At 69.2% G+C, this 24,819-nt stretch carries 19 protein-coding genes and 1 pseudogene; 11 read left to right on the forward strand and 9 right to left on the reverse strand.

The genetic code is table 11. The annotated features are described in order from the left end of the window. Positions 1–48: 48 nt before the first annotated feature. From ACFY0T_RS37860 to ACFY0T_RS37870, 3 genes are all read left to right on the forward strand, one after another. Positions 49–1,260 (forward strand): PP2C family protein-serine/threonine phosphatase, encoded by a 1,212-nt coding sequence (locus ACFY0T_RS37860; RefSeq protein ID WP_388881490.1) that lies wholly within the window; start codon positions 49–51, stop codon positions 1,258–1,260. A gap of 304 nt (positions 1,261–1,564) precedes the next feature. Beyond that, positions 1,565–2,434 carry a PP2C family protein-serine/threonine phosphatase gene (locus tag ACFY0T_RS37865; protein WP_388881494.1) on the forward strand — a complete coding sequence of 290 codons (870 nt, stop codon included), beginning with the start codon at positions 1,565–1,567 and terminating at the stop codon, positions 2,432–2,434. A gap of 70 nt (positions 2,435–2,504) precedes the next feature. Continuing rightward, a complete protein-coding gene (locus tag ACFY0T_RS37870; RefSeq protein ID WP_388881496.1) occupies positions 2,505–3,509 on the forward strand; it encodes an MASE1 domain-containing protein in 1,005 nt (334 codons plus the stop codon). A 125-nt stretch (positions 3,510–3,634) separates the two neighbouring features. On the opposite strand, the gene ACFY0T_RS37875 is transcribed toward ACFY0T_RS37870, so the two are convergent. Next, entirely contained in the window at positions 3,635–4,675 is a 1,041-nt protein-coding gene (locus ACFY0T_RS37875; protein ID WP_388881697.1) for a LacI family DNA-binding transcriptional regulator, read from the reverse strand. A 288-nt stretch (positions 4,676–4,963) separates the two neighbouring features. Here ACFY0T_RS37875 and ACFY0T_RS37880 point away from each other — a divergent pair, with 288 nt between their 5' ends. From ACFY0T_RS37880 to ACFY0T_RS37895, 4 genes are read left to right on the forward strand one after another with little or no spacing between them, the layout of a single operon-like run. Further along, a complete protein-coding gene (locus ACFY0T_RS37880) occupies positions 4,964–6,259 on the forward strand; it encodes an ABC transporter substrate-binding protein (protein ID WP_388881499.1) in 1,296 nt (431 codons plus the stop codon). Between the two features lie 11 nt (positions 6,260–6,270). Continuing rightward, entirely contained in the window at positions 6,271–7,329 is a 1,059-nt protein-coding gene (locus tag ACFY0T_RS37885; RefSeq protein WP_388881502.1) for a carbohydrate ABC transporter permease, read from the forward strand. Further along, on the forward strand, positions 7,326–8,159 hold the full coding sequence (locus ACFY0T_RS37890) for a carbohydrate ABC transporter permease (RefSeq protein ID WP_388881506.1): 834 nt from the start codon (positions 7,326–7,328) through the stop codon (positions 8,157–8,159). Before ACFY0T_RS37885 ends, ACFY0T_RS37890 begins: the two co-directional genes overlap by 4 nt. Before the next feature lie 40 nt (positions 8,160–8,199). Beyond that, positions 8,200–9,876, forward strand: a complete 1,677-nt coding sequence (locus tag ACFY0T_RS37895; RefSeq protein ID WP_388881509.1) for a glycoside hydrolase family 13 protein — start codon at positions 8,200–8,202, stop codon at positions 9,874–9,876. A gap of 201 nt (positions 9,877–10,077) precedes the next feature. On the opposite strand, the gene ACFY0T_RS37900 is transcribed toward ACFY0T_RS37895, so the two are convergent. Together ACFY0T_RS37900 and ACFY0T_RS37905 are read right to left on the reverse strand one after the other, a co-directional pair. After that, a complete protein-coding gene (locus tag ACFY0T_RS37900; protein ID WP_388881511.1) occupies positions 10,078–10,518 on the reverse strand; it encodes an Lrp/AsnC family transcriptional regulator in 441 nt (146 codons plus the stop codon). 53 nt (positions 10,519–10,571) lie between these two features. Next, positions 10,572–11,921: a transaminase gene (locus tag ACFY0T_RS37905; protein WP_388881514.1), complete on the reverse strand. Its 1,350-nt coding sequence runs from the start codon at positions 11,919–11,921 to the stop codon at positions 10,572–10,574. Positions 11,922–12,291: 370 nt separating this feature from the next. Here ACFY0T_RS37905 and ACFY0T_RS37910 point away from each other — a divergent pair, with 370 nt between their 5' ends. Further along, positions 12,292–13,998, forward strand: a complete 1,707-nt coding sequence (locus ACFY0T_RS37910; RefSeq protein ID WP_388881517.1) for a multicopper oxidase family protein — start codon at positions 12,292–12,294, stop codon at positions 13,996–13,998. Between the two features lie 146 nt (positions 13,999–14,144). Here ACFY0T_RS37910 and ACFY0T_RS37915 read toward each other — a convergent pair. Continuing rightward, positions 14,145–14,720, reverse strand: a pseudogene (locus ACFY0T_RS37915) (acyl-CoA dehydrogenase family protein); the annotation flags it as partial. A gap of 257 nt (positions 14,721–14,977) precedes the next feature. Then, on the reverse strand, positions 14,978–15,661 hold the full coding sequence (locus ACFY0T_RS37920; RefSeq protein WP_388881521.1) for an NADPH-dependent F420 reductase: 684 nt from the start codon (positions 15,659–15,661) through the stop codon (positions 14,978–14,980). A gap of 161 nt (positions 15,662–15,822) precedes the next feature. Here ACFY0T_RS37920 and ACFY0T_RS37925 point away from each other — a divergent pair, with 161 nt between their 5' ends. Both ACFY0T_RS37925 and ACFY0T_RS37930 read left to right on the forward strand, forming a co-directional pair. Further along, positions 15,823–16,383, forward strand: coding sequence for a TetR/AcrR family transcriptional regulator (locus ACFY0T_RS37925; RefSeq protein ID WP_388881523.1), 561 nt, complete (start codon positions 15,823–15,825; stop codon positions 16,381–16,383). Positions 16,384–17,045: 662 nt separating this feature from the next. Further along, positions 17,046–17,459, forward strand: a complete 414-nt coding sequence (locus ACFY0T_RS37930; RefSeq protein WP_388881526.1) for a hypothetical protein — start codon at positions 17,046–17,048, stop codon at positions 17,457–17,459. Positions 17,460–17,751: 292 nt separating this feature from the next. Here the strand turns inward: ACFY0T_RS37930 and ACFY0T_RS37935 are convergent, their stop codons facing one another. After that, the gene (locus tag ACFY0T_RS37935) at positions 17,752–18,570 is read right to left on the reverse strand and encodes a DUF427 domain-containing protein (protein WP_388881529.1); all 819 of its coding nucleotides are present in this window, start codon (positions 18,568–18,570) and stop codon (positions 17,752–17,754) included. Between the two features lie 253 nt (positions 18,571–18,823). Between ACFY0T_RS37935 and ACFY0T_RS37940 the strand changes: the two genes are divergently transcribed. Then, positions 18,824–20,866 (forward strand): SpoIIE family protein phosphatase, encoded by a 2,043-nt coding sequence (locus ACFY0T_RS37940; RefSeq protein WP_388881532.1) that lies wholly within the window; start codon positions 18,824–18,826, stop codon positions 20,864–20,866. A 69-nt stretch (positions 20,867–20,935) separates the two neighbouring features. Here the strand turns inward: ACFY0T_RS37940 and ACFY0T_RS37945 are convergent, their stop codons facing one another. From ACFY0T_RS37945 to ACFY0T_RS37955, 3 genes are all read right to left on the reverse strand, one after another. Beyond that, positions 20,936–22,939, reverse strand: coding sequence for a M48 family metalloprotease (locus ACFY0T_RS37945; RefSeq protein WP_388881535.1), 2,004 nt, complete (start codon positions 22,937–22,939; stop codon positions 20,936–20,938). A gap of 64 nt (positions 22,940–23,003) precedes the next feature. Beyond that, the gene (locus ACFY0T_RS37950) at positions 23,004–23,765 is read right to left on the reverse strand and encodes a hypothetical protein (RefSeq protein ID WP_388881538.1); all 762 of its coding nucleotides are present in this window, start codon (positions 23,763–23,765) and stop codon (positions 23,004–23,006) included. Between the two features lie 97 nt (positions 23,766–23,862). Continuing rightward, positions 23,863–24,735, reverse strand: coding sequence for a hypothetical protein (locus ACFY0T_RS37955; RefSeq protein ID WP_388881541.1), 873 nt, complete (start codon positions 24,733–24,735; stop codon positions 23,863–23,865). Positions 24,736–24,819: the final 84 nt, after the last annotated feature.

The following is a 24,819-nucleotide window of genomic DNA, read 5'->3' on the forward strand; positions in this document are numbered from 1 at the left end:
ATCCGTCGCGTGATTCCAGGGAGCAGGTGCCCGGGTACCAGGGGCAAAATGGGGGATGTGGGTGTCCGGCGTGTGTCAGTGGACCGCCTCGTGGAGCAGTCGTCGGGCCGCGGGCTGGTGGCGATTCCGCTCGCACTGATCGTAGTGATCACTGTGGTGGACGTCCGATCCCCGGTCGATGTCCATCTGGGTCCGTTGCTGGTCATCGCGCCCGCCCTCACCGCCTCCTTCGCCGGGCCGCTGCTGACCGCGCTGATCGGGGTGCTGGCTGTGGCCGCTCAGGTGCTCATCGCGGTGCTTCACGGCGGGCTGACCACGGCCAACCACATCGCGCAGATCGTCGCCCTGTGCGTGCTCTCCACACTGGTGGTCTTCGTCTGCCATGTGCGGGAGCGACGTGCTCGGGAGCTGAGTCGCGCGCGATCGGTGGCCGAGACGGCGCAGCTGGTTCTGCTGCGGCCTCCGCCCCGCCGGATCGGGCCGTTGCGGGTGGGCTGGCTGTATCTGGCCGCAGAGGACGAGACCCAGATAGGGGGCGATCTGTTCGCGGTCGCACGCGCCGCTGATGCCTCGACCCGGGTGATCATCGGAGACGTCCGTGGCAAGGGCCTGGCCTCCATCGGCGAGGCATCGGTGGTGCTGGGCGCGTTCCGCGAAGGTGCCCACCGGTACGCCACGTTGCCCGAGCTGGCCGCGGCGCTCGAGGTGAGCGTGTGCCGCGACCTGGAGGACGTGGCCGATACCAAGCACGACCCGGGCGAACACTTCACCACCGCGCTCATCCTCGACATCCCCGACCAAGACCCGCGCATCGAGGTGATCAACTGCGGCCATCCCCCGCCGCTGCTGCTGCGCCATCACCAGGTCACGGTCCTGCATGCCCGCCACCCCGTGCCCCCGCTGGGCATGTGCGAACTGCCCGCCTCAAGCCACCGCCCCGACCCGTTCGCCTTCGAAGCCGGCGACATCCTCCTGCTCTACACCGACGGCGTCATCGAAGCCCGCTCACCGACCGGCGCCTTCTACCCGCTCGCCGAGCGGATCGCCTCCTTCCCCACGACCAGCCCCGACACCCTGCTGCATCACATCCACGACGACCTCCTCGCCCATGTCGGCGACCAGCCCGGCGACGACGCCGCCCTCCTGGTCATCGAACGCACGGCCTCCCACCACCTGCACCGACCGCACCTCACCACCCGCCCCCGCAACGGCCACCGCCGGCCCCACCCGAGCGGTTCCTCCGTGTCCGCAGAACACTGAGAGCGATTCCTGCGCGATCCGGTCGATCCTCGGCGGTTTCGGGCGACGTCCCAGACAAGTCCGCGCGAGTTTGCGGTCCGCGTCCTGCCCAGGGCGACCGTATCCAGGTCTTCCTCGCCGGCACCCGCGGCGCCGACAGCCGAACCACTCGCAGCGTCAGGGCCCCGGATCATCTCAGGTTCTGTTATCGCTGGTCGTAGCGGCGACCGCGCCGCGTGCGCCACCAGGATGAGCTGCCTGCAACGGGGGTACGGTGAATTCGTGACATACGGCGCAACTCCGAAGAAACCCGGAGTGTGATGCCATGCCTCGCCGCCGCACCGATTCGTCCAGTGGCACCACAGAGCTGCTGCACACGCTCGAGGATCTCACCGGCCGGATACTGGACCGGATCAAGCTCCAGCAGGCTCGCGTGGAGCTCGCTGCGGCGCTGCAGCGCCAGGTCCTCGCTGCCGACCTGCCGGTCCTGCCCTACCTGCAGGCGGCGGGACGGTACGCACCTGCGCGGGACGGGCTGGACATAGGCGGCGACTGGTACGACGGCTTTCTGATGCCGGACGGCTCGGCGGGATTCGCGATCGGAGACGTACAGGGCCACGATGTCGAGGCCGCGGCGCTCATGGGGCAGGTGCGCATCTGTCTGCGCGCCGTCGCCACCGCCACCACGGACCCGGCGGAGGTGCTCAGGCGCACCAACGACCTGCTCGTCGCCATGGACTGCGGGCTGTTCGTGACCTGTTCGTTCCTGCGTTTCGACCCGGTCACGAGCGAGCTCACCGACGCCCGCGCCGGGCACATCCCGGCCGTCTGGGCCACGGCAGACGGCCGTTGTGACATCGTCCTGACCGACGGCGGTCTGCCGCTGGGCATCCATGCCGGCGAGAACTACCGGTCGACCCGGCGACTGCTCACCGACGTGGGCGCGTTCGTGCTGCTCACCGACGGCGTGGTGGAAGGCCCCAGCTACCCGATCGAGGAAGGGCTCGAGCGGGTGGCCGAACTGGTCGGCGGCGGCTGTCGCACCGCCCCGGACGAGCTGGCCGCGCAGGTGATCAAGGTGGCTGATCTCACCGGCCACCGCGACGACGCCGCGGTCCTTGTCCTTCGTTACGGAGCGCTCAGGGACGAGCAGCCTCACGGAGGGCTCCAGAAGCAGCGGCAGGGCGAAGAGTGAGCGGCATCCGTGGCGTGCACGACCCCGGTGCGGCCCGCCTCGCCCGCTGTGACCACTGGGGCAGGCGAAGATGATCGATGTCGCGCGCGGTGAGCGGCTCCGGCGGTACACCGCCGAGGGCCTGCAGCTGGCTGTCGTCGCTGCCGCCTACTTCGTCAGCGCCCGGATCGGGCTGCAGCAGCAACTGGTACGAGGGCAGGTCACGCCACTCTGGCCGCCCACCGGCATTGCACTCGTGATCCTGATGCTGTGGGGCCTTCGCATGTGGCCAGGAATCGCTCTCGGGGCGCTCCTGGTCAACGTGATGCTCGGGCCGTCGATCCTCCCCGTGCTCGCCATCGCCGTCGGCAACACGCTCGCCCCGGTCTTCGCCTACCTGCTCCTGCGGCGTGTGGGATTCCATACCGCACTCGACCGGCTGCAGGACGCTCTGGCACTGGTGTTCCTCGGGGCCCTGAGCGGGATGCTGATCAGCGCGACGGTCGGCACGGGAGTCCTGGTGGCCTCCGGCGCGCTGACAGCCCACGATTTCTGGCCGACCTGGTCGGTGTGGTGGACGGGCGACGCCATGGGGGTCCTGGTCATCGCGCCGTTCCTGCTGGCCCTGCGCACCGCCCGGTGGCCACGCGGCACACCTGTCCTCCGCTGGGCCGAGGCGATGGCCCTGCTGGGCGGCACGGCAGCGGTCACCGTGGCGGTCACGCACAGCTCGGTCGAACTTCTCTTCCTCGTCGTTCCCTTCCTGATCTGGGCGGCCTTCCGCTTCCAGCTGGCCGGCGCCGCGCCCTGTGTGCTGATCGCCTCCGTGGTCGCGATCGACGCGGGTGCCGACGGGTCAGGGCCGTTCGCCGGTCACGATCTCCTCGCCAAGATGGTCATCCTGCAGGCCTTCAACGGCACCGTGTCACTGACGGCCCTTCTGCTCTCGGCAATCATCACGGAGCGGAACCGCACTCTTCGGGAGATCGAGGAGGCCTGCGCGCGCCTGGCGGAAGCGCTGTCCCGGCTCTCGCCGGAAGAGACGCCCGACCAGCGGCCGTCCTCCCGCCCGGAAGGGCGCGGTCACCGGAAGTAGCGCCCTTGAAACGTGCCTCGCGCCGGCTCTGACGCCGGCAGCCCCCGGACGCCATGCTTTGCGGGCCACTGAATTCCCTGGACGAAGGGAGTCGCGAGCGGTCGTGCCCGCGAAGTGAGGGACCGTCAGCCGTGTGAGCGCTCGGCGGAGCCGTCCTGCTCCTGCTGAGGGGCTGGTGGCGGAGCGGTGGTAGCCCGTGGGATCACGTGGGTGAGCAGGATGGTGTGCCGCGTGTGGTCCGCGTCCGGATCATTGATGAGCGAGAGGGCCAGTTCGCCGGCCATACGGCCCATGTCCGAGGGTGACTGGGCCACCGTGGACAGGTCGAACCAGTCGGCCAGCGGCTGGTCGTCGAAGCCGAGGACGGAGATCCGTTCGGGCACCGCGATCTGCGTCTTGCGCAGGGTCCAGATGACGGCGACGGCGACCTCGTCCTGTTCGGCGAAGATGGCGGTGGGCGGTTCGCGCAGGCTGAGCAGCTTCCCGAGCACCTCGGCGGCGCCGCGCTTGTCGCCGACCAGGGTGGCGGCCACCAGGTCGTCGTCGAGGGGCATACCGGCTTCGGTGAGCGCCTGCTGGTAGCCGAGCAGCCGCTCGTTGGAGCTGAAGGAGAAACCGCTGGTGCCCACGGTCTGCACGAAGGCGATCCGGCGGTGGCCGAGGTTGAGCAGATGCCGGGTGCCGTGCAGCGCTCCGGCCACGTCGTCGACGTAGACGCTCGGTCGTCCGTCGACGTGCTGGCTGACGTAGATGACCGGCATGCCGAGGTTGTCCAGCCGCGCGGTCTCCTCGTCGGTGAGGTCGAAGGAGAACACCAGAAGCGCGTCGGCGTTGCGCCGGGCCGGAAGGCGCTCGAAGAACGAGGTGCGCTCGGCCAGGTCGGGGATCACGTAGACGGCCAGTTCCATACCCGCCGCCCGCAGCAGCGGACCCAGGCTGGACAGGGCCGATCCCATGAACCACGAGTTGAGCGTGGGCACGAGCACCGCCACGGTCCCGGTCCGGCCGGTGACAAGGCTTGCAGCCTGCCGCGACACGGCGAAGTTCAGCTCGCGCGCGGCCTGTTCGACGCGGGCGCGGACGTCCGGCGAGACGGTGGACAGGCCGCGCAGGGTGCGCGAGACGGTCGACGTGGAGACCCCGGCTCGTTCGGCTACGTCAGCCATCGTGGGGTGCCGCTGAGCTGGTGGCATGAGCGGACGGTAGCACAGGCGGCACGTCCTGTGCGGCTCGCTATGACAGCGCTCTCATGAGCTCCGGCCCTCGTCTTCACTGTATTACCGCGAAGTAACTCATTGACTTCCAAGAATCGCGCCCCCTAGCTTGCAAACGTTGTCTCGACGGAGCCCAAGCAGTCCTCATCGAGTGAATCGTCATGTCTTTGACCTGCATATTTGATCTATAAGTTCCGTGACAACGCAGTCTCGCAACGCAGTCATCTCAGAGGAGAGACAGTGAAGACCAGGACCCCCAGAGCGTTTCCGTGTTCGGCCGTGTTCGCCGCCGCCGGGCTCCTCCTCACCGGCTGCGGCTCGTCCGGCGGCGGTGGCTCCGCGCAGGCCGGGGCGACGTCGTTCGAGGGCCGCGGCCCCCTCACGTACGTGGCCGGCAAGGACACCACCGGCACCGTCCAGCCGATGCTCGACCGGTGGAACGAGCTGCACCCCAAGGAGAAGGTCACCTTCATCCAGCTGCCGACGGACGCGGACGCGCAGCGCCAGCAGATGATCCAGAACGCGGAGACGAAGTCCGACGCCTACACGGTGCTCTCCCTCGACGTCGTGTGGACCTCGGAGTTCGCCGCCCACCAATGGATCGACCGGCTGCCCGAGAAGCAGTTCCCGCTGCAGAAGATGCTGAAGCCGGTGGTCGAGACGGCGAAGTACCGCGGCGGACTCTACGCGGCCCCGGCCAGCTCGGACGGCGGAATGCTCTACTACCGCACCGACCTGCTGAAGAAGGCCGGCATCACCGAGCCGCCGACGACCTGGGCGCAGATGAAGTCCGACTGCGCCAAGGTCGAGAAGCTGCCCGAGGCCAAGGGCATGTCGTGCTACGCCGGTCAGTTCCAGAAGTACGAGGGCCTGACCGTGAACTTCTCCGAGGCCGTGAACTCGGCGGGCGGCGTCGTCACCGACGCGAACGGCAAGCCAGACGTCGACACACCCGAGGCGAAGAAGAGCCTGGACTTCCTCGTCGGCTCCGTCAAGGACGGGACGATTCCCAAGGAGGCCATCACCTACCAGGAAGAGGACGGCCGCCAGGCGTTCCAGTCCGGCAAGCTGATCTTCCTGCGCAACTGGCCGTACGTGTACTCCCTGGCCGGCAAGAGCGAGATAGCGGGGAAGTACGCGGTCGCGCCGCTGCCCGGCCTGAGCGGGCCCGGCTCATCCAGCCTGGGCGGTCACAACCTGGCCCTGTCGTCCTTCGCCAAGAACAAGGCCACGGCCCTGGACTTCATGAAGTTCTTCAGCAACGAGGAGAACACGGCCACGTTCCTCAAGGACGCCTCCCTCGCCCCGCCGTATGCCTCCCTGTACGACGACAAGGCGCTGATCAAGCAGTACCCGTACCTGCCGGTGCTCAAGGAGTCCATCCTGCGCGCCGTGCCGCGTCCGCGGGTCGTGCAGTACGGCGATGTGACCTCGGCGATCCAGCAGGAGGCGTACGCCGCCCTGACCGGCAGCAAGAGCAGCGCGCAGGCGCTGAAGGACCTGCAGAAGGATCTGCAGAAGCCCGCGGCGCAGTGAGGAGCAGGGCGATGACCGACGCCAAGATCCTGCCCGGAACCGCTGTTGGCCGCTCCGTCGGCAGCCGCTCCGGACGGCCACCCGAGTGGGCGAACCGCCTGCGCACGCAGGCCCGGGCGACCGCGGGCTCGGGGCGAATGGCGGCACTGCTGGTGTCTCCGACGCTGCTGGTGCTGACGATCGTTGTGCTCTACCCGACGATCATGGCGCTGAACGAGTCCCTGTACGGGCCGAAGGGCCTGGACGCGAAGACCGGCTTCATCAGCGCCACCGAGCCGTTCGTCGGGCTGAAGAACTACGCCGACATCTTCGGCGAGGCCGGAGAGCGGTTCTGGAACGCCTTCTGGAACACGACGTTCTTCACCGTCGTCACGGTCGGCCTGGAGACGGTGATCGGGGTGGCGATGGCCCTGATCATGCACAAGGCGTTCCGCGGACGCGGTCTGGTGCGGGCCGGCATCCTCGTGCCCTGGGCGGTGCCCACGGCCATCTCCGGCCTGCTGTGGCGGTGGATCTTCAACAGTAACGGCGTCGCCAACGCCCTGATCGGCCACCAGATCCTGTGGACCACCGAGGGCTTCCACGCCAAGGTCGCGGTCATCGTCGCCGAGGTGTGGAAGACCGCCCCCTTCATCGGCCTGCTGGTCCTGGCCGGCCTGCAGGTGATCCCGAAAGAGGTGTACGAGGCGGCCCGCATCGACGGAGCGAGCCCGCCGCGCCAGTTCTGGCACATCACCCTGCCGCTGGTGAAGCCCGCACTGCTGGTGGCGATGCTGTTCCGCTGCATGGACGCGCTGCGGATGTTCGACCTGCCCTACATCCTCGTCGGCGCGCAGAAGAACTCGGTGGAAACCCTCTCCATGCTCGCGCAGAACGAGGCGTCCAACGTCCGCTTCGGACCGGCCTCCGCCTACGCGGTGATCCTCTTCCTCTACGTCTTCCTCATCGCGCTGGCCTTCGTCCGGCTGCTCGGGGCCGATCTCGTCGGCGACGGCGGCGCGGGCCAACGCGCGGGGAGAAGCAAGCGTCGGCGGATCGCGGCGCCGCGCCGTGCGGAGGTGATGGCATGACCCTCACGGCGAAGTGGCGCAGCGGGCTGCTGTACGCGGGTGTCGTGGCGGTGGTGGCCTACTGCCTGGCCCCGTTCTACTGGATGCTGGTCTCCAGCCTGCGGCGCACCTCGGACATCTTCGACACCTCGCTGCTTCCCTCCACGGTGTCGTTCGAGAACTACCGGGCGGTGTTCGGCCCGGCCCAGGGGTTCACCCGCGCACTGCTCAACAGCCTGATCGTCGCCGGCATCACCACCGCGCTGGCGCTGCTGCTGGCCACGTTCACCGCCTATGCGATGGCCCGGCTGGAGTTCCGTTTCAAGCGGCTGATCCTCACGCTGATCATCGCCACCTCGATGTTCCCGGTGGTGTCGATCGTGGTCCCGCTGCTGAAGCTGTTCACGGACATCGGCTGGATCAACACCTACCAGGCCATGATCGTGCCGAGCATGTCCTTCGCACTGCCGCTGGCGGTGTGGAACCTGACCACGTTCTTCCGGCAGATGCCGGACGAGCTGGAGCACGCGGCCATGGTCGACGGCTGCACCCGCGGCCAGGCGTTCCGCAAGGTCATCATCCCGCTCGCGGCGCCGGGCATCTTCACCACCGCGATCATCACCTTCATCGCGGCCTGGAACGAGTTCCTCATCGCCCTGTCGATGACCAACAAGCCCGGCATGCAGACCGCACCGGTCGCCATATCGAAGTTCACCGGCGCGACGACGTATGAGACGCCGTTCGGCAGTCAGATGGCAGCGGGCGTCCTCGTCACGATCCCGCTGGTGATCATGGTGCTGCTCTTCCAGCGCCGCATCGTCGCCGGACTCACCGCCGGCGCGGCGAAGTAGCCACGCCCTTCCCCCAACGCCCAAGGAGTACCGCACCGACATGTCCGGCACCGCAGCACTGTGGTGGCGCAACGCCGTCATCTATCAGGTCTACATCCGCAGCTTCGCCGACGGGAACGGCGACGGCGTCGGCGACATCGCCGGCATCCGCTCCCGCCTGCCGTATCTCAAGGACCTCGGCGTCGACGCCATATGGATCAACCCGTGGTACAAGTCGCCGATGGCGGACCACGGTTACGACGTGGCCGACTTCCGCGAGATCGACCCGCTCTTCGGCACCGTGGCCGAGGCGGAGCAGCTCATCGAGGAGGCGCACCGGCACGGGATCCGCGTCATCCCCGATATCGTGCCCAACCACACCTCCGACCAGCACGCCTGGTTCCAGGCGGCGCTGGCGGCCGGACCCGGCAGCCCGGAGCGAGAACGCTACATCTTCCGTTCGGGCCGCGGCCCGGACGGATCTGAGCCTCCCAACGACTGGGTCTCGTGCTTCGGTGGCCCGGCCTGGACCCGGCTACCCGACGGCGAGTGGTACCTGCATCTGTTCGCTCCCCAGCAACCCGACCTCAATTGGCAACACCCCGAGGTACGTACGGAGTTCGAGTCGATCCTGCGCTTCTGGTTCAGCCGCGGAGTCGACGGATTCCGCATCGACGTGGCCCACGGACTGATCAAGCACCCCGAACTGCCCGACCTGCCGCCCCGGCAGGAGCCGGCGGTGCTGGGACCACTCGTCCGACGGGAGCCCGCGGACGAGCAGCCCCGGCAACACCGAGACCACCCGCACTGGGACCGCGACGAGGTCCACGACATCTACCGCACCTGGCGCCGGGTGGCCGACGAGTTCCCCGGCGACCGCTCCTTCGTCGCCGAGGCATGGGCGGACACCACCGAGCGGCTCGCCGCGTACGTCCGCAAGGACGGCCTGCACACCGCGTTCAACTTCGACTTCCTCATGTCCAGTTGGAACCCCAAGGACCTGCGCGCTGTCATCGAAAACTCGCTCGCCATGCTCGGCGCGGTGGGCGCACCCGCCACCTGGGTGCTCTCCAACCACGACGTCATGCGCCACCCCAGCCGCTACGGCCGCAAGACCGTCAGGCGATGGGTGGCCAACGAGCGCTACGAACCCGAGGGCCCCCTCGACCTGGAGCTGGGCACCCGTCGCGCCCGCGCGGCCGCCCTGCTGATGCTCGCCCTGCCCGGCGGCGCCTACGTCTACCAGGGCGAGGAACTCGGCCTGACCGAGGTCGAGGACCTGCCCGAGGCCGTCCTCCAGGACCCGGTGTGGGAGCGCTCCGGGCACACCGACCGCGGTCGCGACGGCTGCCGGGTGCCCATCCCCTGGTCCGGACCCACCGCACCGTTCGGTTTCAGCCCCGAGGGCGCGTCGGCCGGCCCCTGGCTGCCCCAGCCGGCCGACTGGGCCGAGCGCAGCGTCGAGGCGCAGACCGGCGACGAGACATCGATGCTGGAGCTCTACCGCGCCGCCCTGCGGCTGCGCCGCGAGCACCCCGCACTCGGCGACGGCACCCTGACCTGGCTGGAAGCCCCTGAGGGGGTCCTCGCCTTCGGCCGCGACCCGGGCTTCGTATGCGTGGTCAACCTCTCGGCCGAGGCGCACCCCCTGCCCGAACACACCTCCCTCCTGCTGTCCAGCACCCCCGTGGAAGAGGGCCTGCTGGCACCGGACCAGGCGGCCTGGCTCGCGGTGTAGCAGCCCAGCGGGATACGGGGGCCAGGCGGCGTCCACCTGGCCCCCTGAACTCTCGACATGGCCGTGAAGGACGTGGGCGTCGGCCACACCGTGACACCGGATGCCCAGGCGTACTCGCAAGGGGCCAAGGGCTTCGCGTCGTGGGGCTGGGCGGCGTGGAACTGGATGTGGACGGCGGTGACCGGGGCGATGGCGCGGGCCTCAGCCCACGTTCCACAGAAACCGGTGCGTGTGAATGCCGAAGTACGGGAACGACTGCACCTGACGGACCCCTTCGATGGGGCGCACCACGTCGTTGACGAAGTCCAGCAGATCTCTCGGGCCGGGGCAGACCACCTCGACGAACAGATCGAAGCCGCCGGAGGTGAGGACCGAGTAGACCACTTCGGCCCGCTCGGCCAGCTCGTCGGCGATCGCCCGCGGATCCCCGTCCACGGCGATGCCGAGCAGTGCCATCGACTGCCCGCCCATGCCCATCGGGTCGGTCACCCCGACCACCTGCACGACCTGGGAGTCGAGCAGCCGCTGCAGCCGCTGGCGGGCTGCCGACGCGGACAGACCGACCTTCGGGCCGAGTTCGGCATAGGCGATTCGGCCGTCGGCCTGCAGTTCACGCAGGATGGCCCGGTCGATCTCGTCCACGCTCTCCCTCTCCGGCTCGCCCCAAGTTTGACGGCCAAGACTAACGGCCCGGCTCAGCCGACCAGTTCGGCCAGTGCGGCGGCGAAGACATCGGTGTGCGTGTCCACGTCCTCTTCCGTGGTGGCGGGGCACATCAGCGCCATGTTGTGGAACGGCGTCAGGAGGATGCCGCGGTTGGCGAGATAGAGGTGCAGGAAGTCCTCCAGCTCCGGGTCCGCGGCCGCCGCCGACTCCGTTCCGGTGCGCGGCGCCGGGTCGGCGAACCGGTACTCGGTCCGCGCGCCGAGGCGGCTCACCGACCACGGCAGGTCCCACGCGTGGATGCCCGCGCGCACCCCGGCCTCGAACCGTTCCGACAGCTTCGACATCCTGCCGAAGGCCTCGTCGGTGAGGACGTGCTCCAGGGTCGCCCGCATCGCGGCGACCGAGAGGGCGTTGCCGGCGAGGGTGCCGCCGACTCCGCCCATGTCGACCAGGTCCAGGTCGTCGCGGTCGAGCAGTCGCTCGGCCAGTTCGGCGGACAGCCCGTACGCACCGGCCGGAATGCCTCCACCGATCGCCTTGCCGATGGTGAGCAGGTCCGGCTCCAGACCCCAGGCTGTGGTGCAGCCGCCGGGCCCCGCGGAGAAGGTGTGCGTCTCGTCGTTGATGAGGAGGGTGCCGTACTGGCGCGTCAGGTCACGCACGCCTTTCAGGTAGCCGGGTTCGGGCAGCACGATGCCGATGTTGGTGAGCGCGGGCTCCATGAGTACGGCGGCCACGTCGCCGTGGGCGAGTTCGCGCTCCAGCTGCGCCAGGTCGTTGAACTCGGCGACCCTGCTGGTGAGCGTGACGTCGCAGGGCGCGCCGACGTTTCCGGGGCGGGCGGTGCCGTTGCCGTCCGGGCCGACCACGATCAGCGACTCGTCGACGCTGCCGTGGTAGCTGTAGCTGTTCACCAGGATCTTCGAGCGTCCGGTGAGCGCCCGTGCCAGCCGGATGGACCAGCGGTTCGCATCGGTCGCGGTCAGCGAGAAGCTCCAGCGCGCGAGCCCGAAGCGACGGGTGAGCTCGGCGCCGACCCATTCGGCGTCCTCGGTGGGCAGCATCGCGGTGGCGCCGCCGAGCTCCGCGAACCGGCTCTGCACCGCCTCGGCCACCACCGCGGGCGAATGACCGGCCATCGCGCCGGTGTCACCGAGGCAGAAGTCGATGTACTCGTGACCGTCGATATCGGTGATGCGGGCGCCGCGCGCTGTGTCCAGGTAGCGGGGGAAGGCACCCGCGGTCTTGTTCATCCACGTCATGGGGACTCCGCCGAAGAGGTGGTCGGCCCGCTCGTACGCGGACCTTGAGCGCGGGTTACGGCGCTCGGCCTCGGCACTCTCGCGGGCCAGGAGCTGCTGCAGACGGGTGCGGTCCATTGAGTCCCCAGTTCGTGGCGTGAGCGAATACGCCGATGCTACGGACGAAAACATCGCGGAAGCAAGACTGAACAGCGGATTCCATTGTGCTGACGATCGAATCGTCAGTTGCTGACGGACAGGCCTCAGCCAGGGGTCGTCCCAGTTCGGCCCTGAGCCTTCGAGACCGAGGCGCAGGTCGGCCGCGGCGCCAGGCTGCGAGACCGGCCCCGGTGGCGGGACACGCCGGTCTGCCATTCAGCTGCGTCCCACCAGGGTGGGGCGTAAGCCTCGTCGGGCCAGACCTGTCCCCCTGGGCAGCCCAGGCGATTCATAAGACGCGCCGCCCCAGTTCTCACACACATCACCACAAAACGTGTGTTATTCATTCATGCAGACACATACGCGGCGCACCTTTCTCGGTGCCTCGATCGTGGCCGCCGGCTCAGGAGTCCTTGCTGCCTGTTCCGGGTCCGACTCCCCCTCCGGGGAAGGCTCCCCTTCGAGAGCCGGCGCAGACGCGGGAGCCGGCGCACACGCGGGGCCCAGCTCCCACGCGCAGCCCGACACCCACTCGAGGGCTGAGGCCAACGGCCACAGCGGACGCGGCTTCGTCCCCAAGGGACCCAAGGGGTATGTGAACCCGTCCGATCCCGAGGTCGTCGCCGCCGAGAAGGCGCGCGGGCCCGGACCCGTCCGCAGGTTCAGGCTCACGGCCACCGAGACATCCCTCGACCTGGGTGGACGGACCGTCAGGTCATGGGCGTACGGCGACACGCTGCCCGGCAAGGAGGTGCGGGTGAAGGTGGGCGACATCCTCGATCTCACGCTCGCCAACCACCTGCCCGCGGCGACGACACTGCACTCGCACGGTATCCGTATGCGCTGCGACATGGACGGCGTGCCGGGCCTGACGCAGTACGCCATCAACCCCGGCGCGGACTTCACCTATCGCTTCGCCGTGGATCACCCGGGCACGTACTGGCTGCACTCGCACTCGGGAATGCAGCTCGACCGCGGCCTGTACGCCCCGCTGATCGTCGAGGATCCCAGGGAGCCGTTGTCCTACGACAAGGAGTGGGTCATCGTCCTGGACGACTGGCTGGACGGCGTGGGCGGCTCCACCCCGGACGGCGTGCTCGCGCAGTTGCGCGGCGGCAACGGCGCGCCGATGGACATGGGTGAGGGCAGTGCACGCGACGGTTCCGGCCACGACATGTCCGATGGCGGGCACCAGTCGGCCCCCGACAGATCCACCGGCCCCTCGCGCGTCCTGCGGAACTCCCACAGCCGCATGCTGCACAGCGAGGGCGGCAGTGTCGCCTACCCGTACTACCTGGTCAACGGCCGCCTCTCCCACGCCCCTTCGGTCTTCCGGGCCCGCCCCGGGGACCGCATCCGGCTGCGGATCATCAACGCCGGGGGCGACACGGCGTTCCGGGTGGCCCTGGGCGGCCACGAAATGACGGTGACGCACACGGACGGTTACCCGGTCGAGCACACGAGGACGGACGCGCTGCTGCTCGGCATGGCCGAACGCTACGACGTGCTCATCACCGCCAAGGACGGGGTGTTCCCGCTGGTCGCGCTCGCCGAGGGCAAGAACGCGAAAGCTCTGGCGGTCCTGCGCACCGGCAGCGGGACCCGCCCACACGCCTCCGTATATCCGCGGGAGCTCGACGGCCAGGTCGTGCCGGCCAGGCGCCTCGTGCCACACGAGTCCGTGGCGCTCTGCGACCGCAAGCCGGACCGCGAGCTGCGCATCAGACTGACCGGCAGCATGAGGAGGTTCGACTGGGCCTTCGACCACCAGCCCTATTCCGTCGAACAGCGCCACCCGGTCCGACAGGGTGAACGGGTCCGCCTGACGCTGATCAACGCCACCAACATGTGGCACCCCATGCACCTGCACGGCCACACCTTCGCCCTGAAAGGCATCAACGCGATCGGAGCCCGCAAGGACACCTCCTTCGTACTGCCGCACAACAAACTCGTCGTCGACTTCAATGCCGACAACCCAGGCCTGTGGATGCTCCACTGCCACAACCAGTACCACTCCGAATCCGGCATGATGACCATCCTCGGCTACCGAAAGTGACGGCCACATCACGGGGTTACCGGCCTTCGGAGTTGGCACGACCACCTCCTCCCTTGTCGGGCGCATGGCCTGGGGGCGGTGTCACCAGCTCCGGAGGCAGCGGGAGGGCGCCCGACGAACGCGGTGACGGTTTCTCAGGTGGTCGGTCAGGTGTCGAGGCCGCCGCGCTTGACGAGCTGGCTCGCGATGACGTTGCTCTGGATCTCGTTGGTGCCCTCGCCGACGATCATCAGTGGGGCGTCGCGGAAGTAGCGCTCCACGTCGAACTCGGTCGAGTAGCCGTAACCGCCGTGGATGCGGACGGCGTTGAGGGCGATCTGCATGGCGGTCTCGGAGGCGAAGAGCTTGGCCATGCCCGCTTCCATGTCGACGCGTCGGCCGGCGTCGGCCTCGCGTGCGGCGTACAGGGTGAGCTGACGCGCCGCCGTGAGCGAGGTGGCCATGTCCGCCAGGTAGTTGCCGATCGACTGGTGCTGCCAGATGGGCTTGCCGAACGACTCGCGTTCCTGGGCGTAGGCGCGCGCGTCCTCCAGCGCCGCCCGGCCGACGCCGAGGGCGCGGGCGGCGAACTGGAGGCGTCCGGTCTCCAGGCCCTTCATCATCTGGGCGAAGCCCTTGCCCTCGACACCGCCGAGCACGGCGTCGGCCGGTGCACGGTAGCCGTCGAAGGACAACTCGCAGCTCTCCACGCCCTTGTAGCCGAGCTTGGGCAGGTCACGTGACGAGCCCGGCACCCAGGACGCCGAACGCCTAGTAGCGCTGCTCGCCGTCCTCGGCACCCGGACACTCGCCGGATAGCGGCCTGCCCCCCAGTCCCTCGTCCACGCTCGGAACACGAACCCCGCCTTCCCGAAGTCATGTCCCAGTCGCTCCCGCCGCCAACCTGGCAGATCGTCAGCGCCGGCCAGATGCGCCAACCCGATACCGGGACGGCCTCGACGTTTCGGACGGGCTGCGACGCGTGCCGCGGGTCAACGGGTCACATGATGCGGTCGGCGACGCGCACTCGATGGGCCTCGGCCAGCAGGGTACGCAGCCGGTGGGCAGGCAGCGGGGTGCCCGGGTCTTCGGGCGGGGACTGCGGCGGAACGCCGGGCTTCGCCAGGTTGGCGACGTAGGCGATCAGGGCCTCGGGGTCGGCCAGGTAGGGCATCACGAAGGGGGCGGTCTCCGGTTCGAAGCGCCAGCTGTCGCCCAGGGTGCCGACGTCGACCGTGTCGTAGCCGAGCTGGTCGATCAGGGCGGCGGCGCTCGCCTTCGCCTCCGCGTCGTTGCCGGCGAGGGGCGGGGCCGAGCGGTCCGCGTGGCCCGCGGGGCGGGCGAGCGGCACGGTCTGGCCGACGTTGATGTCGTTGAACGCCTTCACGAGCTTGGCGCCGGCCAGGTGCTCCTGGACCATCTCGGATTCGGTGAACCTCTCGGCGTCGAGCACGTCGATGCGCCCGTCGCGAGTCGGGCCGTAGTTCATCGTGTCGACGACGACCTTGCCTGCCAGCGCGGCGGCGGGGAGGTTTCGGTGCTGGGCCAGGGGGATAGCGGCCACCACCCAGTCGCCTGCCCCGGCCGCCTCCGCCGGCGTCCCAGCCCGGGCACGTTCCCCGAGCTCCGCAACCTTGTCGGCCAGGCTCTCTGGCCCGCGGGAGTTGGTCAGCACGACGTCCATCCCCACCGCGACCGCGAGTCGGGCGATCGCGGCGCGATGATTCCGCTGCCGATGATGCCGAGCGTGGGCTTTGAAGGGTTCCCCTCGCCTAATGGACCGTCGGTCCCGGTACGGGCCTGTTAGCTAACTGGACCGACGGTCCATTGCAAAGGGGAGAGTTCATGGCCGAGCGCGCGGACGCCGCACGGAACAGGCGCGCGATCCTCGCCGCCGCGGAACGCCTGCTCGTCGAGGGCGCCCCGGCGTCCATGGACGACGTGGCACGCGCCGCGGGCGTGGGCAAGGGAACGGTCTTCCGCCGGTTCGGCAGCCGCAGCGGCCTGCTGCAGGCACTCGTGGCCCAGTACGACGAGGAGATCGACAAGGCCGCACGCCAGGCACTCGACGACAGCCCGGACCCCAGGCAGCAGACGCTCACCTTCGTGGACAAGCTCTTCGACATCAGGCTTGAGCGCTGCGCCCTGTGGGCCGCGCTCGAAGGTGACCTGGAGGCCACCCACGACACTCGCGGCGCCTGCGACCAGGTGCACACCCGACTGACCGGCTTCATCGAGCGAGCCCGCCCCGATGGCGACGCAGCCTTCTTCGCCCACTGCGTCATCGCCGCCATGCGCATCGACCTCGTCACGCAACTCAGCGAGTCCGGCCACACGGACGCGAAGGAGATCCGCGAAAAGCTGAGGGAATTCACGAACTGCGTCCTCACGGGCAGCACCGTCTGACCTGCCCCCAGGCATCGACCGCAGGCACGCCCTCACATCGGCCCGCGGTAGCGGGATTCGCCGCCGCCCCCTACCCCTGATGGGGGACGCGCGTGGCCAACCATCGCCGAGCGTCACACGCGGCGTGACGCCCTCCTACTCGAACAGGTGAACGATATACCGCTAACTACACATGGCTACGAAGATCGCGCGTCACCCACCACTCACCGCCCGCACCACACCAACGCACCCCCGCCAGATGGGCGCCAATTACTCAACGGCGCAAGGGAGTTACACATAACATCGAGGCCGACTCACTGCCCGCTCAGCCCCATATGTTCCGCTTGACTTACATGTGGGCGTATGCCTAAGTTAGAAGCGGATTGAACGAAATATCCGTCTTGCCTGGTGAGAAGACGAACAATCTCAACATCCCGACCGACGACCACCCGGTCGTTGGTGGTGCTACGGACGAATGCCCCGCCGCGGGGTTGGCTGAACAGAGCAGCCCCGGTGGGCCCGATGCTACGCAATCAGCGCGTGAGTCGGCGACGGCAACTCCCGTCATTTGCAAGGCCGATGTACCGGACCCTTTCGCGAACGTATGAGTGCCTCACTGGTGCTACGTCACCGCGGCCGTGCGGGCTCGCCCCCGTCTACGCTCCCGGGAAGGGGAACACACCATGCGGGTCACAACATCAACGGTTTTCCGGCTGGTCGCCAGCCTGTTCGCTGCTCTGGCTCTGGCCCTTGGCGGAGCCAGCTTCGCGAGTGCCACCACCAGCACGTCCCACTCGGTTTCGTCCGACGTCCGCAGCGACCACCGCGGTCATGACGACGACTCGTGCGACGACAACGGACGCTATGACCACCGTTCGTGGAGTTATGACGACGACTGCGGTGACGACTACTCAGGCCGCCACAACGACCACGACAACGGGTACGGCAATGGGGACCACGACAACGGGAACCATGACAACGGGTACGGCAATGGTGACCACGGTAACGGTGACCACGGCAACGGCGGCCACGGCAACGGCGGCCACGGCAACGGCGGCCACGGCAACGGCGGCCACGGCAACGGTGGCGGCCACTGACGCTTGACGGCGAATCATCTCGGCAAAGCCAGTTCCGCCTTGTTCGGTAGCCCCGCGTCGCGACAGCTGCGCGGGACTGCTGTCGTGCTGCGCATGGGAGACACCACCTGGTGCAACTGCGGCCGGGCGTTGGGATGTACGCGGATCCACCCGGATTCGCACTGGGCCGGAGTCCTCATCGACTCCGGCCCCTTTCGTGGCCAAGGGACAGGCTCTGTGAACACTCTTCTGAACTCCCGCGCCAGAGGCGTCACTTCGCGTGGCAGCGGAAGCTCTGGCGAGTGAAATGCCCTTACCTCGACGGGCGCGCCGCGAGTGTGCTGCTGAACGGAGTGACGGGGCGCTCCAGCACTTCGCCGTCCACGGTGATGTCGACTGCTTCGTTGTAGAAGGCGACAAGCCGTTCGATGGCGGCCACGGCGGGCAGCGGGTCCGGGTAGCTCCAGACGAGGTTCGGCGGCGTATCGGCTCCACCGCCCTCCCAGGACCAGTACTCGGCCGTGCCCTTGTACGGGCAGCCGCTGGTGTGGTCGGTGTGGACGAGCAGCTCGAGGCGCACGTCCTCGCGCGGAACGTAGTACCGCACCGGCAGGCCGGTCTCGAAGAGCAGCACGGGCCGGTGGGTGTCCGCGACGACCGTGCCGTTGATCGCGACCTTGACGTGCCGGCTGCTCGGCAGTGCGTCCACTCGCTTGTGGGGGTCACGGGGATGGATGAAGATCTCTTCCTCCTCCTCGTACCAGTGGTCGAGTCCCCGGCTGCTGCGCCGGAACCATTCGAACGCGATGTGGTCGGCCAGGTCGTCGGCGGGGAAGGTCCAGGCCGCGTTCTCCCGCAGTTCGTCGCCGATTTCAAGGTCGTAGAAGATCTGCGAGCCGCAGTGCGTGCCCAGCCGTGGGTTCTTGGCCGGGCGGAGGAGGTCCGTGCGGATCTCCTCGCGCGGGAAGGCGTACAGCGGTACGGGCAGGCCGGGCTCCCAGACGAGCACCGGGTGCCTGCTGTCGACGACGGTGATGTCGCCGGTGCGGCCGCGTACCCAGCGTTCGCTGGGCTCCCAGAAGATGCCCTCCGGCGTCGTCCTGACGGACCGCGCTGTGAGGAATGTGCTCATGACCGGCTCTCCTTCGGCTTGCTCAGAGGGCGACCTCGGTGATGTGGGCCCAGTACACGCGCCGGGCCGCGGCCCTTCACCCGTACGGTCGCATGCGGAGCGCGGCGAACACCCCCCGCTACGCCCGCCACCTGCGGTTCGTGAACAAGTCCATGGTGCAGGTGTTGCCCTCCGGAGCGCGTTGTGACGTAATCGGAGAACCCGCAGGGCGGATCTTGGCGGTGCCGGTGCCGCGCCGGAAGGAGCGGCTGGTATGCAGGGGTATGCAACCGGGGACGACGCGGTCACCGCCGCGCCGGGAGGGCTGCTCGACCTGTTGCAGGTCGCGGCCGTCGTGCTCGACAGCGACGGGCACATCGTGCTGTGGAGTCCCGAAGCCGAGCAACTGCTCGGGTATCGGGCGCACGAGGCTCTGGGCCGTAGGGCCGACGACCTCCTGGTGTCGGCCGAGAACCGGCAGCGGGCACGCGAGCTGTTCGCCCAGGTCAGGTCCGGCGCCAGATGGGCGGGCGTCTTCCCCCTGCAGCACCGGGACGGCACAGAGCGTCCGGTGGAGTTTCGCACCATGCGGCTGCATGACACCCAGGGGCAGCCCCATCTGCTGGGCCTCGCGGCGGACGCCACGACCGTACGGCGCGTGGAGCGGGACCTGGCACTGTCCCACAGCCTGGTCAACCAGACCCCGGTGGGCATCGCGGTCTTCGACTCCGATCTGCGCTGGGTCGGCGTCAATCCGGCCATGGAGCGGATCAACGGTCTGCCCGAGGAAGCGGTTCTGGGACGCCGTGTCCGAGAGGTACTGCCCGACTTGGACGTCGAGGCCATCGAGTCGCGCATGCGGCTCGTCCTGGCCAGCGGCAAACCCCTGCTGGACCAGCAGACCGTCGGCCGGACGGCGGCGGACAGCAAGGACCGCGCGTACTCGGAGTCCTACCACCGCATCGAGGACGCCCAGGGCCGGGTGCTCGGGCTGGCGGTGGCCGTCATCGACGTCTCCGAGCGCCAGCAGGCCGCGGCCGAGGTCGCCCAGGCGCGTGAGCGCCTGTCGGTGATCGCGGACGCCGGTGTCCGCATCGGCACCACGCTGGATCTTCAGCAGACCGCCCGGGAACTGGCCGACGTGGCCGTACCGCAGCTGGCGGACCTGGCCGCCGTCGACGTACTCGAGGCGGTGGTCGCCCACGGCACCACCACCGCGGTCACCGGAGACGCCCATGCCCAGTTCCGGGCGCTGGCCGTAGCGGCCGGGTACCTCACGGACGCCATCCACGCCGCGGACCCGGTCGGTGAACTGGCCACCTACAGCTCCACGCGGATCATCACCCAGTGTGTCCGGGAAGCCAGGCCGATCATGGTGGGACGCGTGGACTCCGCCATGATGCGGCGCATCGCCAGGGACTCCCATGCCGCGCAGACCCTGCGCACGGCGGGCGTCCACTCCTACCTGGCTGTCCCTTTGATGGCCCGGGGCGAAGTGCTGGGCACGCTCAGTCTGTACCGCACCATCAACTCCCGTTCGTTCGACGAACAGGACCGCATCCTCGCCTCGGAACTCGCCGCGCGCGCGGCGATCTGCGTGGACAACGCACGGCTCTACGGACGCGAACGCACCGCGGCGCTGACCCTCCAGCGCAGTCTGCTGCCGCCCCTGCCCGTGGACCACGAAGGCCTCGACATCGCCGTCCGCTACCTTCCGGCGCTGAGCGAGGTCGGCGGGGACTGGTATGACGTACTGCCCCTGAGCCGGGGACGGACCGGTCTGATCGTCGGCGACGTGATGGGCAAGGGTGTCCAAGCCGCCGCCATCATGGGGCAGTTGAGCACTGCCACCCGCGCGCTGGCCCGTCTCGATCCGTCTCCCGCCGAGTTGTTGCGCCACCTGGACGACATCGCCGGCTCCCTCGGTGACACGATCGCCACCTGCGTCTATGCCGTGTGCGACCCCCGTCGGGGCACCTGCGAGCTGTCCAGCGCCGGTCACCTCCCGCCTGTCATGATCCGTCCCGACGGAAGTGCGGAACTCCTCGATGTGCCCGGCGGCGTACCGCTCGGCGTCGGCGGGGTGCCCTTCGGCACCATGGAACAGGAACTGCCTCCGGGCTCCTTGCTTGCTCTGTACACCGATGGGCTGGTCGAGAGCCACGCGCAGTCCATCGACACCGGGCTGGAAACCATGACGCGGCTCCTCCGCAGCACACAGCACTCCTTGGAGAGGACCAGCGACATGCTGCTCGGCGCGCTGCGCCCCGAGCCCGACGACGATGTGGCGCTTCTGCTGGTCCGCACGCTCGGCTGAACGGTCACACAGGCCGACGGTCGGCTGCGGGCGCGAGGGCGGGGGCGGGAGTTGACGCCCCTACGACAGTCACTGGGCGCTCAGCGTCAGGGTCAAGCGCTGCGCCGTACTCGATGTGGACGTGAATTCCCGGCAGTTGACCACGGCCCGCATCGCCTGCGTTGCCGCCCTGATGAGGTCCAGTCGGGGCGGGTGATCCGTGCCGACGACGAGGCGGGCCTCCATCCAGATCGTGGTCGTGCTGATGTCGGTGCGTTCCGTGCGCTGCCCGGTGAGCCATCGTCTCGTGTCGTTGACGCCGGTGCCGCGCAGGACGGGGACGGTGGTGACGTCGGCGGTGAGGCTGCCGTCGCTGTGCAGGGTCCAGCGGGCCCGGCGCAGGCGGTCGCCAAAGTCCTGGGCTTGAGCCGTGGATCCTGACAGCGCTTCGACGGATGTGAGGCTCAGAGTGCGGAACGTGCGCGGACCGTCCGCCTGCTGTGGCACCGACCCAGCGGACGCCGACGCGCCTCCTTGCGTGAAGGAGGGGAGCCCTGGTGGACGCGTCGGAGCGGGCGGTGCCGCACGGCTGGGGCACGCCATCGACGTACCGTCGGCTCCGCCGCCGCCCGCGCTCGGCGCCCCCGTGGAGGCGGGGGCGCGTCCGTCCTGGCGGTGGGCGAAGACGCCCCCGGCCGGGCGGGACGCCAGCGGCAGAAGCCCGACGAGCAGGACAACCGTGGGGAAAAGGACGGCTGTTGCGTACACCCTCGTCAAGACGGAGGCCGCGGGCCGGCCTCTGGCCGAAGACCGGACGCCGGTCGGGGATCGGACACCGGTCGGGGATCGGACACCGGCCATAGATCGGTCGTCCGCCAAGGATCGGACGCCGGTTGAGGATCGGACGCCCGCCGAGGATCGCAGGCCGGTTGAGGATCGGACGCCGGTCGTCAGGGGCCAGACCAGGACGACGGCGAGCGTCGCCCACCAAGCGGGGTCCGCTGTCAGCGTGTCATGGGCCAGCGCGAGAACTTCCCTGGTGGCGCGGTCCCACGACGCTCCCAGTAGCATGTACGCGGGCACCGCGCCCAGCATGGTCAGCAGCAGTTGGGCGAGCAGAGCGAACGGCCACAGCAGCGTCAACAGGAGCTGTGCACTGGCGGTTTCCTCCCGCGAGGCGAACCAGATCCGTATCCCCACGGGCGGGTGATAGAGCCGGGCCAGGCCTCCGTGATCCCCTTCTTCCAGGCGTCGCAGCGCGCGTACGAGGGTGTCGGGTCCCGCGGTCCCGGCAGCGCGTCGGTCCGCTCCCAGTTCCGCCGACCAGAGCGCGGCCACCACGAGGAGCAGTACCTTCGGCACGCTGAACAGGACGAGGACAACCTCGGCGAGCGTCAGGCGGACGGTCGCGTTGCCGGTGACGGACAACAGGGTGACGGGCAGGACGACGAGGCCCGCGAGCACGTACGGCCAGACGCGGACGAGGGCGGTGAAGGGGCTGCCGAGCCCGGCGACATGCTGTTCGCCGTGGCGCAGATGGCCGAGCTCGTGCAGGAGGACGGCGCGGGCTGCCTCCCCGTCGGTCTCCCAGAGGTGGACGAGCGGAGCGAAGACGCCGACGCGCGTGGTGCGCCAACTGCCGGGGTAGACGCGGGCGGAGAGCCCGGATTGGGTGCTCAGGCGCAGTTGGGTGCCCGGGGCGTACTCGTTCAGAAAGGCCGTCATCCGGTCGTGGAAGTGCGGTTCGGGGAAGTCGCCGGGTGCCTGCGGTGCCGCGGCTGCCGGAGCCATCAGCGGATGGTCGGGCGGCAGCAGTCCGTAACGCCGCTCGACGAAGTGACAGCGCGCCCGCGGGGCGAAGATCGCGAGGACGGCTGCCAGCAGGAAGAACAGGGGCAGCAGCTGCACCAGACTGAGCATCGCGGTGACGAAGCGACCCCGGCCCGCTCCGTCGAGTTGGCCCAGTCCCGTGCCCACCCCGAAGGCGTGGCCGATCAGCGCGGGGACCTGCGCCATGAACAGGAGCAGCGTCAGCCACAGCCACGGAGGCGGGCTCCATGAGCGGACGGGCCGAAGGCGCGGAGACCCGCTCATGGCGTCGTACGGCGGTGTCCGCCGTGTCGGCGAGGTGGGCGGGAGCGCCCGGTCGGCGGGGTGCTCATGTGGCGGTCGTTGCGTCGGGGCCGGACGACGGGCGGTGGTCCGTCGTGCGCGGCCGTCCGACGCGGGACAGCAGGCCCGACGCGGCGGCGGTGAACCGGCGCAGTCCGGTCCGCCGGGGGTCGGCGTCGCCCACGACCGGCTGCGGCGGCTCCTCGCCGACGAGGGCGTCGAGGAACGCCGCCACCTCGGCCGGATCGTCCTGCGCCAGCAACTGGGCGGTCACCCGGGCGGCCAGTTCGTCGGCCTCGGCGGGCTCGATCCCCCGGGCTCGGAGCCGTCCGCTCATCTGCAGGGCAGCTCGCATGATCTCCACCGTGGGCGCGGCCGATGGCTGGGGATCACGGGTGGTGGAATCCGGGTCTGCGTCGTCTGCCGCGAGGGTGCCATCTTCCAACTGCTGTGTCTCGCCGGAGGTTGGCGCGGTCCCGGCGTTGTGTGATGCGGCGCCGGAACGCTGCGCCTGCAATCCGAGCAACAGGCCGGCGACAGAGAGCACGTTGCTCAACTGCGAGCTTCCCAGGGCCGACTTGATGGCGTCGGCGGCGTAGGCCACCGCGTCCAGCACCACGGGCAGGATGGAGACCGTCCCGCCGCCCATCCCGCCGGGTGCGTGGTCGTGCGAGGAGAAGAGGTTGTGGCGCATGGCGCCACCCGCGGCGTAGGCCCGGGTGGTCTGGGCGGCGAACGTGGTCTCGCCGGGCGCGGCCCACTCGGCGATTCGTACGCTCCAGCGGTCCAGTCGGTCGGTCTCCGTCATCCCGTCTCCCCCTGTCCTGTCCCCTGACGTCCGTTCACCCCGTGTCTGGTCTCTTTGTGTGCGGTCTCTTTGTGTCCGGCCTTCCACGACCGCCGCCTCACGACGCGGTCCCGTCGAATGCGAAGTGGAACTGGATCAGACTGTCGGTGCTGCTGCCCTCTGCCGTCAGGGATGCCGAGGAGCCGTCGAGCTGTCCCGCGAAGGTCGTACCGGAGGCCAGTGCGTGTGGGTAGCCTCCGGGCAACTGGCCGAGGTCGGAGCGGCAGGCTACGACCGGGCTGGGCCAGTTGAGCAGATTGAGGGCCACGGCCTCCCGGGTGTGGGGGTCGGTCAGGCTGGCGTCCAGTTCGCCGTCGGACCAGTCCACGTCCCAGTACGTCAACAGCACGTGCGGATCACGGGGGTTGCCTGCTAGGTCCTGGCCGGAGGTCGTGCTCACCGCCGAGGACCAGAAGGACACGGCACCGGCCTGGGAAGGGTCACCTGCCGCGAACAGCAGGGAGAACGGATTGTCCTCGGTCTCGTCGCCGCCGGTCCGCGGCCGGCTCAGGTTGAGCGTGCTCGCCAGCGAGTAGGTCTGGCTGTCGGCCAGACGGCGGGAGCCGTCGGCGTTGCAGAAGTCGTAGATGTCGACGGAGATGTCCGCGGTACCGCTGTACGCCTTGCCCCACAGTGCCGAGGCGTCCGACGCGCCGTCGGACGCCGACTCGTCCTGCGGGGACTCCGTGACCGGGTCGTCGGCCTCGGTCGTCGCTACGTCGCTGACCGAAGGCGTCGGTTCGGGCGGCGAGGTGGACGGCGACGGACTGGATGCGAAGGTGCTGGGCGGAGCCGTAGACGCTCCGGCTTTCGCCTGGCCTTCATCCCCACATCCGGTCAGCGTGGCGCATATGAGCCCCAGGCAGACCGCTGTGATCACGCGAGCCCGGGCGAATCCGGGCACCCCTCGTACCCATGTCATGACGGACATGACATCCCCTCCCCCACACCTGGTGACTCCCCCACGAGCTCCCAGGACAGGGGACGTTACGCTTCGCGGTCGCGCAATTACGCG

Source organism: Streptomyces sp. NPDC001530 (genome assembly GCF_042894545.1).
In the GTDB taxonomy this organism is placed as follows: Bacteria; Actinomycetota; Actinomycetes; order Streptomycetales; family Streptomycetaceae; genus Streptomyces.

What these genes read in the sequence shown, in the direction of transcription:
- ACFY0T_RS37870 (WP_388881496.1), top strand. Translation starts at nt 2,505, where the DNA reads ATGATCGATGTCGCGCGCGGTGAGCGGCTCCGGCGGTACACCGCCGAG.
- ACFY0T_RS37885 (WP_388881502.1), top strand. Translation starts at nt 6,271, where the DNA reads ATGACCGACGCCAAGATCCTGCCCGGAACCGCTGTTGGCCGCTCCGTC.
- ACFY0T_RS37930 (WP_388881526.1), top strand. Translation starts at nt 17,046, where the DNA reads ATGCGGGTCACAACATCAACGGTTTTCCGGCTGGTCGCCAGCCTGTTC.
- ACFY0T_RS37940 (WP_388881532.1), top strand. Translation starts at nt 18,824, where the DNA reads ATGCAGGGGTATGCAACCGGGGACGACGCGGTCACCGCCGCGCCGGGA.
- ACFY0T_RS37875 (WP_388881697.1), bottom strand. Translation starts at nt 4,675, where the DNA reads ATGGCTGACGTAGCCGAACGAGCCGGGGTCTCCACGTCGACCGTCTCG.
- ACFY0T_RS37955 (WP_388881541.1), bottom strand. Translation starts at nt 24,735, where the DNA reads ATGTCCGTCATGACATGGGTACGAGGGGTGCCCGGATTCGCCCGGGCT.
- ACFY0T_RS37860 (WP_388881490.1), top strand. Translation starts at nt 49, where the DNA reads ATGGGGGATGTGGGTGTCCGGCGTGTGTCAGTGGACCGCCTCGTGGAG.
- ACFY0T_RS37945 (WP_388881535.1), bottom strand. Translation starts at nt 22,939, where the DNA reads ATGAGCGGGTCTCCGCGCCTTCGGCCCGTCCGCTCATGGAGCCCGCCT.
- ACFY0T_RS37935 (WP_388881529.1), bottom strand. Translation starts at nt 18,570, where the DNA reads ATGAGCACATTCCTCACAGCGCGGTCCGTCAGGACGACGCCGGAGGGC.
- ACFY0T_RS37910 (WP_388881517.1), top strand. Translation starts at nt 12,292, where the DNA reads ATGCAGACACATACGCGGCGCACCTTTCTCGGTGCCTCGATCGTGGCC.
- ACFY0T_RS37905 (WP_388881514.1), bottom strand. Translation starts at nt 11,921, where the DNA reads ATGGACCGCACCCGTCTGCAGCAGCTCCTGGCCCGCGAGAGTGCCGAG.
- ACFY0T_RS37895 (WP_388881509.1), top strand. Translation starts at nt 8,200, where the DNA reads ATGTCCGGCACCGCAGCACTGTGGTGGCGCAACGCCGTCATCTATCAG.
- ACFY0T_RS37890 (WP_388881506.1), top strand. Translation starts at nt 7,326, where the DNA reads ATGACCCTCACGGCGAAGTGGCGCAGCGGGCTGCTGTACGCGGGTGTC.
- ACFY0T_RS37865 (WP_388881494.1), top strand. Translation starts at nt 1,565, where the DNA reads ATGCCTCGCCGCCGCACCGATTCGTCCAGTGGCACCACAGAGCTGCTG.
- ACFY0T_RS37950 (WP_388881538.1), bottom strand. Translation starts at nt 23,765, where the DNA reads ATGACGGAGACCGACCGACTGGACCGCTGGAGCGTACGAATCGCCGAG.
- ACFY0T_RS37925 (WP_388881523.1), top strand. Translation starts at nt 15,823, where the DNA reads ATGGCCGAGCGCGCGGACGCCGCACGGAACAGGCGCGCGATCCTCGCC.
- ACFY0T_RS37920 (WP_388881521.1), bottom strand. Translation starts at nt 15,661, where the DNA reads ATGGACGTCGTGCTGACCAACTCCCGCGGGCCAGAGAGCCTGGCCGAC.